The 15,654-nt window shown below is 57.4% G+C and carries 15 protein-coding genes; 5 read left to right on the forward strand and 10 right to left on the reverse strand.

Annotated features, from left to right (window positions below; all coding sequences use genetic code 11):
- The first annotated feature begins 43 nt into the window (after positions 1 to 43).
- Positions 44 to 958: a LysR family transcriptional regulator gene (locus ACQZ5G_RS11625; protein WP_149622378.1), complete on the forward strand. Its 915-nt coding sequence runs from the start codon at positions 44 to 46 to the stop codon at positions 956 to 958.
- 28 nt (positions 959 to 986) lie between these two features.
- On the opposite strand, the gene ACQZ5G_RS11630 is transcribed toward ACQZ5G_RS11625, so the two are convergent.
- From ACQZ5G_RS11630 to ACQZ5G_RS11640, 3 genes are all read right to left on the reverse strand, one after another.
- Complete coding sequence (locus tag ACQZ5G_RS11630) at positions 987 to 1,877, reverse strand: amidohydrolase family protein (protein ID WP_448738244.1); 891 nt, start codon at positions 1,875 to 1,877, stop codon at positions 987 to 989.
- On the reverse strand, positions 1,877 to 2,899 hold the full coding sequence (locus ACQZ5G_RS11635; RefSeq protein WP_448738243.1) for an amidohydrolase family protein: 1,023 nt from the start codon (positions 2,897 to 2,899) through the stop codon (positions 1,877 to 1,879). Before ACQZ5G_RS11635 ends, ACQZ5G_RS11630 begins: the two co-directional genes overlap by 1 nt.
- A gap of 148 nt (positions 2,900 to 3,047) precedes the next feature.
- The gene (locus ACQZ5G_RS11640) at positions 3,048 to 4,325 is read right to left on the reverse strand and encodes a LysR substrate-binding domain-containing protein (RefSeq protein WP_448738242.1); all 1,278 of its coding nucleotides are present in this window, start codon (positions 4,323 to 4,325) and stop codon (positions 3,048 to 3,050) included.
- Between the two features lie 292 nt (positions 4,326 to 4,617).
- On the opposite strand from ACQZ5G_RS11640, the gene dctA reads away from it, so the two are divergent.
- The 4 genes from dctA to ACQZ5G_RS11660 all read left to right on the forward strand — a co-directional run bounded on the left by dctA (position 4,618) and on the right by ACQZ5G_RS11660 (position 8,851).
- Positions 4,618 to 5,964 carry a C4-dicarboxylate transporter DctA gene (dctA, locus tag ACQZ5G_RS11645; RefSeq protein ID WP_423752644.1) on the forward strand — a complete coding sequence of 449 codons (1,347 nt, stop codon included), beginning with the start codon at positions 4,618 to 4,620 and terminating at the stop codon, positions 5,962 to 5,964.
- 41 nt (positions 5,965 to 6,005) lie between these two features.
- Entirely contained in the window at positions 6,006 to 6,677 is a 672-nt protein-coding gene (locus tag ACQZ5G_RS11650) for a 4-carboxy-4-hydroxy-2-oxoadipate aldolase/oxaloacetate decarboxylase (RefSeq protein WP_448738241.1), read from the forward strand.
- On the forward strand, positions 6,670 to 7,734 hold the full coding sequence (locus ACQZ5G_RS11655; RefSeq protein ID WP_448738240.1) for a 4-oxalomesaconate tautomerase: 1,065 nt from the start codon (positions 6,670 to 6,672) through the stop codon (positions 7,732 to 7,734). Before ACQZ5G_RS11650 ends, ACQZ5G_RS11655 begins: the two co-directional genes overlap by 8 nt.
- Before the next feature lie 106 nt (positions 7,735 to 7,840).
- Positions 7,841 to 8,851, forward strand: a complete 1,011-nt coding sequence (locus ACQZ5G_RS11660; protein WP_149622383.1) for a Bug family tripartite tricarboxylate transporter substrate binding protein — start codon at positions 7,841 to 7,843, stop codon at positions 8,849 to 8,851.
- Positions 8,852 to 8,876: 25 nt separating this feature from the next.
- Here ACQZ5G_RS11660 and ACQZ5G_RS11665 read toward each other — a convergent pair whose 3' ends face one another.
- From ACQZ5G_RS11665 to ACQZ5G_RS11695, 7 genes are all read right to left on the reverse strand, one after another.
- Positions 8,877 to 10,079, reverse strand: a complete 1,203-nt coding sequence (locus ACQZ5G_RS11665) for a LysR family transcriptional regulator (protein ID WP_448738239.1) — start codon at positions 10,077 to 10,079, stop codon at positions 8,877 to 8,879.
- Positions 10,076 to 10,960: an NAD(P)-dependent oxidoreductase gene (locus ACQZ5G_RS11670; RefSeq protein WP_149622385.1), complete on the reverse strand. Its 885-nt coding sequence runs from the start codon at positions 10,958 to 10,960 to the stop codon at positions 10,076 to 10,078. The genes ACQZ5G_RS11665 and ACQZ5G_RS11670 overlap by 4 nt, the downstream gene beginning before the upstream one ends.
- A gap of 91 nt (positions 10,961 to 11,051) precedes the next feature.
- Positions 11,052 to 12,224 carry an ABC transporter substrate-binding protein gene (locus tag ACQZ5G_RS11675; RefSeq protein ID WP_448738238.1) on the reverse strand — a complete coding sequence of 391 codons (1,173 nt, stop codon included), beginning with the start codon at positions 12,222 to 12,224 and terminating at the stop codon, positions 11,052 to 11,054.
- Between the two features lie 40 nt (positions 12,225 to 12,264).
- Complete coding sequence (locus ACQZ5G_RS11680) at positions 12,265 to 12,975, reverse strand: ABC transporter ATP-binding protein (protein ID WP_448738237.1); 711 nt, start codon at positions 12,973 to 12,975, stop codon at positions 12,265 to 12,267.
- Entirely contained in the window at positions 12,968 to 13,723 is a 756-nt protein-coding gene (locus ACQZ5G_RS11685) for an ABC transporter ATP-binding protein (protein WP_448738236.1), read from the reverse strand. The genes ACQZ5G_RS11680 and ACQZ5G_RS11685 overlap by 8 nt, the downstream gene beginning before the upstream one ends.
- Positions 13,720 to 14,775, reverse strand: coding sequence for a branched-chain amino acid ABC transporter permease (locus tag ACQZ5G_RS11690; protein WP_153315403.1), 1,056 nt, complete (start codon positions 14,773 to 14,775; stop codon positions 13,720 to 13,722). The genes ACQZ5G_RS11685 and ACQZ5G_RS11690 overlap by 4 nt, the downstream gene beginning before the upstream one ends.
- Positions 14,775 to 15,629, reverse strand: a complete 855-nt coding sequence (locus ACQZ5G_RS11695; protein ID WP_448738235.1) for a branched-chain amino acid ABC transporter permease — start codon at positions 15,627 to 15,629, stop codon at positions 14,775 to 14,777. Before ACQZ5G_RS11695 ends, ACQZ5G_RS11690 begins: the two co-directional genes overlap by 1 nt.
- Positions 15,630 to 15,654: the final 25 nt, after the last annotated feature.

Genomic DNA, 15,654 nt, shown 5'->3' on the forward strand with positions numbered 1-15,654 from the left:
TTAATGAACCATCAGATGATCTAGATTCACTAGGAGTGTAGAGATGAGCATTGTTTCGCGCATGGATTTTCTTGGCCTTCAGGCGTTCGTGGCGATCGCCGATCGAGGTAGCTTTCGCGAAGCAGCACAACACCTTCATTTGTCTCATACGGCGATAAGCCACCGTATTCGAAAGCTTGAAGACGAGGTCGGCCAGAAGCTGTTCATGCGTAGTAGCAAGGAGGTAAGCCTTACCCAGGCGGGGCTGGAACTGCTTCCCAAGGTCAAGGAGATGCTTGCTGTCCTAGCGGCAACGATCGACGACTTGAAGCTATCTGGGAACGCGCGCCGCGAACGAATTGCAATCGGTTGCCTCCCGACATTCGCCGCCGGCCGGCTTCCCGAGATTTTGAAGAGTTTCAGCGCTGCCAATCCTGACGTTGTCGTCCACATCTTCGACAAGTCAGCAGCGGAGATCTCAGACTTGCTCGCAAAAGGTCTCATCGAGTTCGGCATTACCATCATCACCACCAACCGTTGGGACTTTGATGCTGAGGTCCTTGTCGAAGATCCTTTTGTTCTTGTAGCTCCTTCTGATCATGCCTTGGCTCAGCCCATGGCGGTAAAGTGGCGTGACTTGGAGGGTTTCCCGCTTATCCGTGTCTCTCAGCATTCCGGAAACCGCCTCATCATCGACGATGCGCTGGCCGGCTCCGATTTCGACTTGTCGTGGCAATTCGAGGCACAACATCTTCAAACAGCGATTGCGATGGCGCGGGCAGGAACGGCGTTAGCTGTGGTTCCTCGCATGGCTTTTGATGCAACGGCCGACACCGCGCTATCGCTCCAGGTCCTTACCGAGCCGAACGTCTCCCGCGAAATCGGCATCATCACCCGTAAGAGCGGTTCGCTGTCCGCCAATGCGGAAAGACTACGAAATCTTATCCGGCAGTCTTTCGGCTATGTGGGAGACGCATAAATTGCTCGACGATCGCTCGAGCTGCTCGTTAGTCGTTCCAATAGATGCGCATCGGGTTCTCGACGAGAAGCTTTTTCTGAAGTTCGGCAGTCGGCGCTATGCGCGGGATGATGTCAACCAGGTGACCGTCGTCCGGCATGTGAGTGGTCATGTTGGGATGAGGCCAGTCCGTGCCCCAGAGCACGCGATCGGGAAAACGTTCGACCAGCATACGGGCGAAGGGAACGACGTCGTCGTAGCCTGGTGCTCCCGTTTTTGACAGACGCTCCGGGCAACTGACCTTGCTGACGACGTTTTCGTATTCCGCCATCAATTTCACGAAGCGGCCGAATTCCGGACCGTCGACAGGCTTGCTGACGTCCGGTCTTCCCATGTGGTCGACCACGACAGTCGTCGGCAGCGAGGTGAAGAACTTCCATCTTTCCTCAAGGTCTGCTGCTTCGAAATAGATGACGACATGCCAGCCCAACGGTGCGATGCGGTCGATAATGGTGCGGTAATAGGCGTCCGGTTTGGGATCTACGAGGCGGCGGACAAAATTGAAGCGTACGCCCCGGACTCCGGCTTCGTTCAGTTGCGAAAGCTCATCGTCGGAAACTGTGTCGCGTACGGTCGCCACGCCGCGTGCCTTGCCGTTAGAGGCTTGCAGTGCATCGACAAGCGCACGGTTGTCTGCGCCATGGCAGGTTGCCTGTACGATGACGTTGCGGTCGAAACCTAGATAGTCGCGCAACGCGAATAATTTGTCCTTACCGGCATCGCAAGGCGTATATTTACGCTCATCTGCATATGGAAAAGCGTTGCCCGGGCCGAAGACATGACAATGCGCGTCGACTGCGCCGGCCGGCGGACGATAGCGCGGTTTGCTGGGATCAGGATCGAAACATAACCAGTTCGGGTCCATCGTGAATGTCGTCATTACAATCCCCTTACCTTCAGTTGTGCGTCGAGACGCGGATAGACGCGACGGGCATTCAGTTCGAACACCTTTTTCTTGTCGGCATCCGAAATATCGAGAGCATCGACATAGCGTTTGGTGTCATCGAAATAATGGCCGGTCTGCGGGTCGATTCCGCGGACAGCGCCCACCATTTCCGAGCCGAACAGGATGTTGTCGACGTCTATGACCTCGAACAGCAAGTCGATGCCGGGCTGATGATAGACGCAGGTATCGAAGAACACGTTTTTCATGACGTGCTCGTCGAGCGGTGGCCGTTTCAGCATGTCCGCCAGTCCGCGATAACGCCCCCAGTGATAGGGGACAGCGCCACCGCCGTGGGGAATTATGAAGCGCAGATCCGGAAAGTCCTTGAACAAGTCACCCTCTAGGAATTGCATGAAGGCAATCGTGTCCGCGGCAATATAGTAGGCGCCGGTGGCATGCATGGCGCAATTGCAACTCCCGGAGACATGGATCATCGCCGGGACATCGAGCTCGACCATTTTCTCGAAGAACGGATACCAGGCCTTGTCCGTCAGAGGCGGTGTATCGAAACGTCCGCCAGACGGATCGGGGTTTAGATTGCAGCCGACAAATCCCAGTTCCGAAACGCAGCGTTCCAGCTCTTCGATCGAGGTGGAAACGGAGATGCCGGGTGTCTGCGGCAGTTGGCAAACACCGACGAATGTCTCCGGATAGAGGTCGACAACGCGCTTGATCAGATCGTTGGAACGCCGTGCCCATACTTTTGCCGCAGACTGGTCGCCGACGTGGGGCGCCATCGCCGAAGCGCGTGGTGAAAAGATCGTCATGTCGGCGCCGCGCTCGCGCAAGAGCCGCAACTGGTTGGCCTCGATCGTCTCTCGGATCTCGTCGTCGGAAATTTCGGGATAAGCTGGATTGATATCGCCACCGCTTTTGATCGCGTCTTCTTGACGACCACGCCATTGAGAATGAGCGGCGGGTGCAGTTGTGTAGTGGCCGTGGCAATCGATAATCATGACGTCCGGGTTCCTCCTGTATTTTTAAGCGTCCTGAAAGCGCGAAGCTGCGGCCGCATCCATGACAAGCGGAAGGAGTTTGGAACGTGATCAGACTTGGTGAGCGGTTCTCCTCCCGGCTCATTGCGTTATAGCTGGCAAGCCGATATCAGCCGTATCGGAATGAGTTACTCTCCATTCGTTTTTCTGAAGTCCAGTCAACACAAGCTCGGCGGAATTCTGCTACGAATGCGGCTTGTAGACGGGTCGGTTGCCAGTCGCTGCGGAACGTCAGGCCAATCTTCCGCTGTGAAGAGAAAGCGCTGGGGATTTCGACGAGAAGGCCGGCAAGCCTTTCAACAACGAACTGGTCTCGCGACATCAACGTTAGCCAGTCATCGTTGAGCATCAAGCCGCGACTGATCGTGACCGAATTGCTTTCGATCCGCATCGGCGGCGGGTCAATACCATGCTCCGTGAATATCGATTCCCATTTCAAGCGCATTGGCGCCCCGCTGGATGCAGTGATCCACGGGAAATCTCTCAGGCTCGTAAAGTCGACCTCTTTGCGCCGGGCCAGAGGGTGTTCCTTGCGTGCAACGATGACCAAGTCATCGTCAAACAATTCCTCTTGCACCACGTCCTTCACGGGTGAGGGATCACGAACGGCACCAATCAGCACATCCATTTGGCCATTGCGAAGATTGACGAGCAGGTCTGCGTACGGCCCTTCAACGACGGCGATACTGGCAGCTGGATTGGCACTGGAAAAACGAGCGAGAGCCCGTGGGAGCAAGATCGTCTGCGCCATGGGTAATGTTCCGATCGTCAGTCGGCCAGCACCATCACGATGAAGCGCCGCCAGTTCATCGAAACCGGCTTCAATTTCGGCAAGCGCCAGGCGTGCAAAGCGTAAGAGATGTGAGGCCGCGTGGGTTGGCTGAACTGTCCGCCCATGTCGCGTGAGAAGCAATACGCCAAGAAGCTGCTCGAGCTCTCGGGACGATCGATGCAAGGCAGGCTCTGATAGTGCGGTCATCTTTGACGCCAACGCAAAGCTGCCTGCCTGATCGACAGCGGTGAGTGCGCGCAACTGTCCGAACGTGATGCGACGTTCGATATTCGGCAATGCAGGCAAGCGGGCTGAGCGACGAACTCCCTGTCCGCCTCTGATAATGTAGGCGAGCGCCCGCTCTATTCGCTGCGTCATGAGGTGGCCCGCCTGGGTCATAACCACACCGCCGGGCTGTCGTTCAAGAAGAATATGCCCAAGCTGAGCTTCCACCTTGGCCACTGCCTGGGTCACGGCCGGCTGCGATAGGTTCATCGCGTTTGCGGCGCTGCTGATGCTACCTAAACGGCCGGCAATCGCGACGGCTTCGAAGTGACGAAAGTTGATCTCACGCTGCCAGGTCATATCGATACTTAACCAGAACTTATGGGCCATGCGCAAATCCATTTTGCCTTTTCAGGCGCTTTGTCCCTTAATTTGGGTCGGAGGTTGAAGAGGAGGTCTTCTACAAAGCCCAACGGGAAAGGTGACCTCTGTGTCTGGCCTTGCAACGGGATCGCGGGAGCGGGCCGGGTTGCTTTCCCTTCATCTCCATGGAGTTCGGATATCGAGCGAGCACAAGCGCGTGCTTGATGTCCGGGGAGTGGCATAGCGCCAATTATGTGCCGAGACCGCAATCCGAGACCCTGTCGGGGTCGGAGCTGAGGTTTCGGGAGGAGAATATCGCGTGACTTATTCAGGAATAAGCAGTCCTGTGCCGACAAGGCCGGGCAAGGTCGGCGAAAGCAGCCGGTTTGGCATTTTAGGGCAGCTCTGGTTTCAGGTTCTCGCCGGCACGGTGATCGGCATCCTGCTCGGCCATTTCGCACCGGAAATAGCGATTGCGATGAAGCCGTTCGGCGATGCTTTCATCAAGATGATCCGAATGATGATCGGGCCGATCATCTTCGTCACCGTTGTTCACGGCATCGCCGGCATGAACGACATGAAGAGCGTTGGCCGGGTTGCTTTGAAGTCGATCTTCTATTTTGAAGTCATTACCACACTTGCCCTGGTTTTCGGCCTTGTTGCCGTCAATCTATGGAAGCCCGGTGCAGGCATGAACATCGATCCGACGACGCTTGATGCATCATCGATCAAATCGTATGTCGCAACGGCGCATGATCAGTCAATGACCGCCTATTTCATGGGTATCATTCCTGACAGTTTCGTTAGCGCCTTCACGGAAGGGCACGTCCTCCAGGTACTGTTCATCTCCGTCCTCTTCGGTATTGCCCTGGCTTCTATCGGCGAGCGCGGCCGTCCGGTCTTTCATGTCATCGAGAGCGCGTCGCAGGGCTTCTTCAAGATCATCGGCTACATCATGTATTTCGCGCCGCTCGGCGCATTTGGAGCCATCGCATTCACCATCGGGCAGTTTGGTACGTCCTCACTCTGGTCGCTGGGTTCGCTGATTATCGAGTTTTTTGCGGTCTGTGCGCTCTTTACCGCAATCGTTTTCGGGATGATTGCGCACTGGTGCGGTGTCAGTCTGTTCCGGTTGTTCAGCTATCTGTGGGATGAAATCATCATTGTCGCAGCCACCACGTCGACCGAGACGGTGCTCCCGCGGCTCATCCAGAAAATGGGTAAGGCTGGTTGCGAGGAATCCGTCGTCGGGTTTGTCATTCCGGCAGGCTATTCGTTCAATCTCGACGGGACGTGCCTCTATCTCACGACGGTCGCGGTGTTTCTCGCCCAGGCAACGAACACGCCTCTCACCATCTGGCATGAATTGAGCCTCATCGGCGTGCTTCTCCTGACATCGAAGGGGGCTGCGGGCGTTGCGGGTGCGGCATTTGTCGTTCTTGCAGCCACGCTCAACACGACCGGCGCCATCCCTGTCGCGAGCATCGCTCTGATCCTCGGCATTCACCGCATTCTGGCCGAAGGGCTGACTTTCGTGAACCTCATCGGCAATTCCCTGGCATCGATTGTCATCGCCAAATGGGAAGGCAAGCTCGATGAAAAGATGCTGGCAGAGACGGTTGGCAATGTTCGCTTAAGACGCGCTCAAGGCGTTGTTGCCGCGTGAACCTCTCGCAGACTTTCTCATAGGTAAAAGGACTTATTGAAATGGGTATCGTTGTTCAAAATATCGAGCGGGTCGAAGCCGACATCATCAGGCGTCTTGGCGCGGCTGGTGTCGCTACGGTGCATGAGGCACAGGGCCGGAAGGGAATGTTGGCGAGCTACATGCGCCCGATCTATGCCGGTGGTCAGGTCGCTGGGTCGGCGGTCACCATTTCCTCGCCTCCTGGCGACAACTGGATGCTGCATGTTGCAATTGAACAGTTGAAGGACGGGGACATCCTTGTGTTGGCGCCAACCTCCCCCTGCGACAACGGTTATTTCGGCGATCTTCTGGCGACCTCGGCAATGGCCCGCGGCTGCAAGGGCTTGGTCATCGACGCGGGCGTACGTGATATCCGCGACCTGACGGCAATGGGTTTTCCGGTTTGGTCCAAGGCAATCTCCGCGCAGGGGACGGTGAAGGAGACGTTGGGCTCCGTCAACGTGCCGATTGTCTGTGCCGGTGCACATATAGAGGCCGGGGACGTTATCGTCGCCGATGATGACGGCGTATGCGTTGTCAAGCGCATCGAGGCGTCAACCGTACTCGCCGCTGCGGAAAAGCGGCTTGCGAACGAAGACGCCAAGCGCACCAAGTTTGCTGCCGGAGAACTCGGCCTGGATATCTACCATATGCGCCCGATGCTTGAGCAGAAGGGTCTCAAATATGTTTGAAGAAGGCATTCCGTGCCTTTGGATGCGCGGCGGCACATCCAAAGGGGCATATTTCCTCGGGCAACATATACCCGGTGAGCCGCGCGCGCGCGATGCATTGCTGCTCGCCATCATGGGATCGCCGGACCCGCGCCAGATCGATGGTATAGGCGGCGCCGATCCACTCACGTCGAAGGTCGCAGTTCTTTCACCTTCGACGCGCAATGATGCGGATGTCGACTACCTATTTCTGCAGGTTTTTGTCGACCAGGGTCTGGTGAGCGATGCGCAAGGATGCGGGAACATCTTGGCGGGGGTTGGCCCCGCCGCGATCGAACGCGGGCTCGTCACGGCAACAGACGGGGTCACCGAAGTCCGCATCCACATGGTCAACTCAGGGGAGGTGGCTGTGGCGAAGGTCTCTACCCCTGGTCAGCGCGTGGACTATCGAGGCGAAACCGAAATCGCCGGCGTACCGGGTCGCCACGCGGCTGTGCCGCTATTATTCGAGAACATTGCTGGATCGATGTGTGGATCATTGCTGCCCACCGGTAATGAAGCGGATGTTATTGATGGCATCTCTGCAACCCTCATAGACAACGGCATGCCATGCGTCGTGATGCGCGCCTCGGATTTCGGCCTGAGCGGCTCGGAGACGCGCGAACAAATTGAAGCCGATGCGGAACTGAAGCAGCGTATCGAAACGATCCGATTGAAAGCCGGGCCTATGATGAACCTCGGGGACGTCACAGCTGCTTCGGTTCCAAAGATGACTTTGGTCTCAAAAGCGTTCGATGGTGGAGCAATCTCCACCCGCAGCTTCATTCCCCATCGCGTCCATGCGTCGGTTGGCGTTCTGGCAGCCGTGACCGTCGCCACTGCAACGCAGCTAGCCAAGAGTCCGGCTGCGGAACTCGTCACGAAGCCAGACAATGGCCGTTACAGGATCGAGCATCCCACCGGCGCCATGGAGGTATTTCTCGACATCGATGCTGACGGAAAGATCAAAGCGGCTGGCACCGTGCGAACGGCGCGCAAGCTTTTCGACGGGTTAGTGTTTCCTGCACCGATGGACTGACGATCACAACCGCTCATCACCGATGGAAGAGGAGCCTCGGCGGTGAGCGCTATCCAGGATCATCCAAAAACCAAGCTGCCCTGCGGCTTAAATGGGAGGAGAAGACATGAGACTGTTCGTTCGTAAGATCGCTGGTGGTTTTTGTAAAGCTAGGAGGTTCACCATGGCGGTTGGAGCATTTGCGTTGGCAGGTGTGTTTCCTAACTTTGCTGCGGCACAAAGTTACCCGGAGCGAGAGATCACCCTCGTTTTGCCTTTTGGTCCTGGAGGGATCGCCGACATAACTGCGCGCATCGTGTCGGATGCACTCGGCAAAAAGCTCGGACGTCAGATCATAATCATGAACCAGCCTGGAGCTGGTGGAGCGTCCGCGGCACGTGCCGTTCTCAATGCTGAGCCGGATGGCTACACGCTTGCCCTTTTTTCGAACGGAACGGCGATCAGCGTGCCGCTGTTTAAAAAGTTACCCTTCGATCCAGTTGCCGAGTTCGTACCGGTTTCCAGCCTTGCTTACTTCGATTTCGTTTTCGTCACCAAGGCGGGTAGCAAGTTCAACTCGCTGAAGGATGTTCTGGATGCCGCAAAGGCAGATCCGGGCGCGTTGAACGTTGGGACGATCAACACAGGCAGCAGCCAGAACCTCGCGGCTGAACTATTCAAATCATCCGCCGGGATAGATTTCACAATCGTTCCTTACAAGGCCACTCCTGACCTCCAAGTCGCATTGTTGGGAGGCGAACTCGACATGATCATTGACAGTCCATCGGCGTTAAAGGCCGCGTTGCAACAGAACAACGCCATTGCGATTGCTTCTTCCGGAGCTCAGCGATCAAGTCTTACAGGAGATGTTCCCACGGTCGCGGAGGCGGGTGTTACGGGCTTCGAAGTCACTTCGTGGAATGCTGTTTTTGCGCCCAAGGGGACGCCGCGAGAGGTATTGGATGTCCTCAATGGGGCCCTCAAGGAGGTGCTTGCGGACGAAGGGATAAAAAAGCGCTTTGCAGACTTGGGCGTTGAGGCACGTTCGAGCGAACCGCAGGAAATCGGAAAGCGGCTAGCAGATGATATCGCGAAATGGTCGTCGGTGATCAATCGTGCGGGTGTGCCGAAGCAGTGAAAAAATGGGTCGGCTTGGGTGCTCGCTATTCCATATCGGCTTTGGAATACTTGTCTACAATTTCAAGAAATTGGCGTTGAGGCGCGGTGGGCACCCAGTTGGCTCGAGTGGTGAGACCTATCGGGCGAGCCGTTTGCTCAAGGTCCAGCGATATGGATGAAATGAGGCCGCGCGACAGCTCTGCTTGAGCTTGGCGGTATGAGATGCATCCAAGGTGATCGGTTGTCAGCAGCAGTTCCCGCATTAGGATAAGCGAAGCCGATTCCACGATGCTGTCCGGACGACAGTTCCACCGTTCGAACATGCGATCGAACTGGGTACGAATTGGCGTTCCGGGCAGGCCGACGATCCAGGGGTATTCCACGAGCCTATCAGCTCGCACGGGCATATCTCTCAGTATCGGATGAGATTTCCCGGCAACGATCACAATTGTGTCGCTGAAGAGAAATGTTTGCTTAACGTCGGCAATCGGAAGTGGGTCGCGAAGGGCGCCGATCAGGAAATCGATCTCACCTCGACGCAGGCCGGCCAGAAGTTCGGCGTAAGGTCCGTCGACAATTTGAATTGTGATCTTTCTGCGCCAATTGCGAAATTCGGCGATGGCTCTTGGCAGTAAATACGAACGCGACAAGGGTAGCGCACCAACAACGATCTTGCCAACCTCTTCCGACCGCGTTTCCGCCAGATCGACTTCCGCCTGTATAAGTTCGGCAAAGGCGAGCCTTGCTGCCTCGGCAATGCTGACAGCCTGTTTCGTGGCTATGATGCCGTAAGATGTCCGCTCGAACAGTGGCTTGGCGGCCTCTGCCTCCAATTGTGTTACGGCGCGATGGACGGTGGGCTGTGCCAGACCGAGCCTACGAGCCGCCAGCGTAAAGTTGCCGGCTTCCTTGACCGCGATCAGCGCTTCAAGCTGGGATGTGGTTGCGATAAGTTTTAGCCGTGGACTGAGCTCGGTGAGGGCTGGATCGAGAAAATCGAAGGCGCGCCGTACGCGCCGCTCCAGAACCTGGCCTTCGGTATTGGGAAAAAGCCCCTGCGCCGTGCGCTCGAATAGCGGCGTCTTCAAAATGCGCTCGATCTTCGAAAGTGCCTGGGTGACTGCGGGCTGCGACAGATAGCAAAGCGCTGCCGCCCGGGTTACCGAATTGGTGTCGGCAACCGCGAGGAAGACCCGCAGATGTCGAAGATTGTGTTGAACGTTCGATGCGGTCTGAACCAGGGTCACGTCGGGAGGGATTTCAATATTGCATCTGCCCGCCCGGTCAGGCTGGCGTCGGTGATTTCGGCGTCGAGTTCGCCAAGTTGGCTTTGCCAGTCCACGGTGGCAAGGGCCATGCGATTGGGCAGGTTCAATTCGCTCAACGTCATCGCAACCTCGCGCATCTCAGCGGCGCGCCGTTTTCCATGGACCAGCATTCTCTCCAGATTGTATGCGGAACGAGCGGTCCAGTCTATGCCGGGGTCGGACGCCTGAAGCGAGGCGAGCACTTGTTGCTCGACGCCGGCGCGCCGAGCAGCCAGCATGCATTCTGCAGTTAGCGCCTCAAGCCCCTTGATCATCACCGAGCGAAGCATTTTGATCGAAGATGCCTCGCCGACGTTCTCGCCGGCAATCCGGGCCTTCATGCCGAGATCGGCCAGCAAAGCCAGCGCACTCGGTGCATTTTCACCCGAAAGCAGGAGCGGCGTGCGATGCCGGCCGGGATGGACCGGAGACATGACAGCGACGTCGACATATCGGGCGCCCGCGCCTTCGATCAGCGCGGCGGCGGCTGACTTGGTCGCAGGGGAACAGGAATTGCAGTCGAGATAAAGGCTGTTTTCTTCAAGAAAGGGCAGGGCTGCTTTTGCCGCCTCCAACGCGCAGTCGGCCGTGACGAGGCTGAAGATCGCCGAACTGTCCTTGAAGGCTACTGCCCGCGTCTGAGCGCAGGTGACGTCGAGCTTTGCGCAGGCATCGATGAGCACATTATGTTGCGCCTTGTCCTCGATCTTGATATCGAAAGTTGAAACTAGGCCCAGTTTTTGCGCATCGATTTCGCTTCGCCAGCCGGAGACGAAGGCCTGAGCCGCTTCACCGAAGCCCAAAGTCGCTATTTTCAACATGATCTCTCCCGAACCGCGCGCCAACCCAATCTAATGTCCTGTGCAGGGGCGCGCGATGTCGCGCCCCTATTTTGTGCAAGTGATCAGGCGCTTACTGTGCCGGATCCTTCACTTTTTCAAAGGTCTTGAACTCAGTGTTGTAGAGCGCGCCTTCAACGCGCTCTACCTTGCGCATGTAGATATTCTGTACGATGTCGCGGGTGTCAGGGTCGATCGAAATTGGCCCGCGTGGGCTGTCGAGTTGCATACCCTTGGCCGCATCGATAAACTTATCGCCGCTGGTATCGCCCTTGGTCTTGTCGAGCGTCTTGTAGATAAGATCCAGCGAATCCCACGCAGCGGCAGCCACCATATTGGGGCGCATCCCGTCATTGCTCTTCTTGAAAGCTTCAACGAAGGCCTTGTTCTGAGGAGAATCGTGGTTGGTCGAGTAAGGTCCGCCTGTGATGACACCGATCACGGGGTCGCCCATGCTGTCGAGGATGTCGTCATCGGTGACGTCGGCCATGGCGATGACCTTGATGCCGGACTTGTCGAGACCGCGTTCGACGAACTGCTTCATGAAGGCAGCGCCTGCGCCGGTTGGCACGAAGACGAACAGCGCCTCAGGCTTTTCGTCGGCCGCACGCTGCAGGAAGGGGGCAAAATCCGGGTTAGCCAGCGGTACCTTGAGTTTCGATACGACCGTGCCGCCATTCGCTTCGATCGCTTTCACGAACCATTCCTCTGCATCCTTCCCCGGACCGTAATCCGACACCAAGCTGACGAATTTCTTGGCGCCGTTTTCCGGCGCCCATTTGCCGATTACGCTGGCGACCTGAGGGATGGTCCAGGAGGTGCGCAGGATATATGGCGAGGCCTTCATGATCGACGAGGTCGCTGCTACCATGATGACCTGCGGGACCTTTGCGCGTTTGGACAATTGCGCCACGGAAAGTGCGGTCGGCGTATTGCCGAAACCGGTCAGGATCGAAACCTTGTCATTGGCGACAAGCTCCTGTGAAATTCGCAGCGCGTTATCCGGGACGCTGCCATCGTCCTTGACGATGAATTCGATCTTCTTGCCGCCGGCAGTCTCGCCATGGGTCGCCACATAGGCCTTCAACGCTGCGTTGATCTGGCGGCCATTTGATTGGAAACCACCAGTCAACGGGATGACCACACCAACCTTGACACTGTCATCGGCGTGCAGCGTGGAGGCTCCCCCCGCCATCAGCGCAACCGCGGCCATCGTGCCTGTCAGGAACTTGTTCAATCGTTTCATTCTCTCCTCCTGTGTTTTGGTTTTCATTGTCCTGTGGTTTTTAAACTTGCGCGCCGACCCCCAGAAACCGACCCAGAGTCTGGTGATCGGCCGCAAGCGTCGAGCTTTGGCAGGCATGAGCGACCCTGCCCCGGTCAAGAATGATCGCCTCATCCGTGATGGAGAGGATCTGCTGGGCATGCTGCTCTACGATGATTGCCGCCATTCCTTCGTCGCGAACGATCTTCCTGATCGCAGCAAGAAGTTCCTCGACGATGATCGGCGCTAATCCTTCGGTCGGCTCATCAAGCAGAAGGACTTTCGGATTGAGGACCAATGCGCGGGCGATAGACAGCATCTGTTGCTCGCCTCCCGAGAGCTGATTGCCGAAATTCGAGCGCCGTTCTTCCAGCCGGGGAAAGAGCGCATACATGGAAGCAAGCGTCCATTTCCCCCGTCGCGCGACCGCCGTGATGTTCTCCTCGACGGTCAGCGAGCGGAAGATGCCGCGTTCCTGCGGCACCCAGCCGAGACCCGTCTCGACGCGGCGCTCCGGCATCATCTTCGTCACATCAAGGCCGTCGAGCGTGATCACTCCGCCATGGTGACGGGTCAGGCCCACCATGGTGTTGAGCAGTGTCGTCTTGCCGACGCCATTGCGCCCAAGCAGGGCCAGGGCCTTGCCACGTTCGAGTGTAAGATCGATGCCGTGGATGACGGTCGCCTTGCCGTATCCGGCCGAAAGCGATGTTATGCTGAGCAGTTCACCCATGCTCTGCGCCTCCAAGATAGACTTGCTTGACCCGCTGGTCTTTCGAGATTTCCTCGACGGAGCCCTCCGCAAAGAGCGCACCGGCCACGAGAACGGAAATGCGATTGGCAAAATTGAAGACGAGATCCATGTCGTGCTCGATCAACAGAATGGAGACCTCGTTGGGAAGGGCGGCAATCCGCGCCATCACCTCCTTGCGATCGGCCTCGGGAACGCCGGCTGCCGGTTCGTCGAGCAGCAGAACCTTCGGCTTGCAGGCGACGGCTAGTGCGATCTCCAAGAGTCGCTGCTTACCATAGGGAAGAGAGGAGCATTTCTCGTCGAACACCGTGTCGAGTCCGAAGTCTTTCAGCAGTTGTGCGACTTCCGTTTCGGTCCCGGCAAACTTCGCCGCGGATCGCAAGCAGTTCCAGCCGCGCCCTTCGCGTTCAGTGATCACCAGCATCAGGCTTTCCACGACAGTGAGGCCCGCAAAAAGCTGGTTGATCTGGAAAGTACGCACGAGCCCACGATGAACGCGGCGTTCGCGGTTCAGCCCCCTCACGCTCTCGCCGTCAAGAAGTACATCACCACTCGAAGGGCGGATAACACCTGTTAGAAGGTTGATGAAGGTCGTCTTGCCGGCACCGTTCGGGCCGATTAGTGCATGGCGAGCGCCCTTGGCGAGACGAAAGCTGACATCGGTGGTCGCTTTCAACGCACCGAAGGTTTTGTTGAGATTTCGGGTTTCCAGTGCGACAGCCGTCATGACGCCTTGCCTTCGCTATTGAGGTTTCGGGACTGTGCGACGGTACGTTTCCTGCGCGTCAGCCTAGCGGTGAGTATTTCCACGGTTTGGCGTGGACGATCGCGTCCGATGATGACAAAGGCGATCAGCAGAAGTCCGAGCCAAAACTGCCAGTATTGCGGCGTGAGCGACGATAGCGTGTCCTGGATGAGTTTATAGACCAGGGCACCAACGATCCCGCCATACAGATAGCCGGTCCCACCGATCACGAGCACCATCAGGCCATCGGCAGATTTCTGAAACGATAGGACATCGAGTGAGATGAACTGCTGGGTCTGGGTAAAAAGCGCGCCGGCGATGCCGGCATAGGCACCGGAGAGTGTATAGACGACAATCAGGCGCGCCTTGACGGGAACCCCAATTGCAGATGCGCGCAGGGGATTGTCACGGATCGCTCTCAGCGAATAACCAAAGGGAGAGGCGACGATGAAGCGGGCGATGACGAACAGAACGAAGAGGACGGCGAGACTGTAGGCGTAGCCAGTATGACCATAAAAATCGAACTCGAAGCGTCCAAACAAGGGTTCGATCGTGATCCCTTGAAGTCCATCAGCGCCGCCGGTCAGCCAACTCGCCTGGTTGGCGATCTCATGCAGGACCGCGGCGACGCCGAGCGTGACCATCAGCCGCGTCAGATCCGCCCCGCGCAAAAGGAGCAGGCTTGTCGGCAAAGCGACTGTCGCTCCAGCAAGGGCAGCGATCAGGAGCCCGGTCAACGGTTCACCAGTGACATAGATCGAAAACAGTCCGCTCGCATAAGCGCCAACGCCAAACATTGCAGCCTGGCCGAGCGTGACGATACCGGCATAGCCGAGTACGAGGTCGATCGACAGCGCAAGGACGGCAAAGCCGACAATCTCGGTCAGGATCAGATGCTCACCTGGAGCTAAGAACCATGCGGCCACGGCGCAAACCCAGAAGATGATCTCGAGCGGCGACCAGCGAGTTTTGCGCCGCATGCCGGCATCGATGTTAGCGGGAATGACGGGGGCTTCTGTTTTGCTGTGCGGCATTAGTTCGCCCTTGCGAAAAGGCCCTGCGGGCGCACGACCAGCACCGCGACGAGGACGATATAGATGATAAAGCCGCCAAGCGACGGGACGTAATATTTGCCGAGCACGTCGGCGACGCCGAGAAGGATCGAGGCGACCAGGGGGCCGGTCATGCTGGATGTGCCGCCGACGGACACAACGATCAGGAAATAGACCATGAACTTCAACGGAAAGGTTGGGTCGAGGCCCAAGATCTCAGCGCCGAGCGCGCCGCCAAGGCCGGCAAGGCCGGAACCAACGGCGAAGGTCACGGCAAAGATCGTGTTGACCCGGATGCCAACTCCACGGGCGACGCGCCGGTCATCAACCGACGCCCGCAGTCGGCTGCCAAAACGCGTGCGGGCAAGAACAAGCTGAAGTGCGACAGCAAGAATACCGCAGACGACGATCAGAAAGGCGCGATAGACCCCGATGCCGACACCGAATATCGTCAGGCGGCCGTGTAGGTATTCCGGCAGTCTGAGGATCTGCTGCTGCGATCCCATGACGTAGTCGATCCCGGCTACGGCGACAAATACGATGCCGATCGAAAACAGCACCTGGTCGAGATGGCTCTTGTCGTAAAGGCGGCAATAGAGCGTCTTCTCCAAGAGCCCGCCCACAAGTGCGGTGACGAGGAAAGCGGCTGGCAGGGACAAAAGAAAAGGCACGCCCAAGCGGTTGGTCAGGATGACCGTGACATAGCCGCCGGCCATGGCGAAGGCACCGTGGGCGAGATTGATAAAGTTCATGAGCCCGAGGGTAACGGCCAGTCCGCATGACAATACGAACAGCAGGATCCCATAGGCGAGCCCATCGAATAGAAGGGTCAGCATTTTTCCTCCCGATAGATGCCCTCCT

It is taken from the genome of Agrobacterium sp. 22-214-1 (assembly GCF_053522465.1).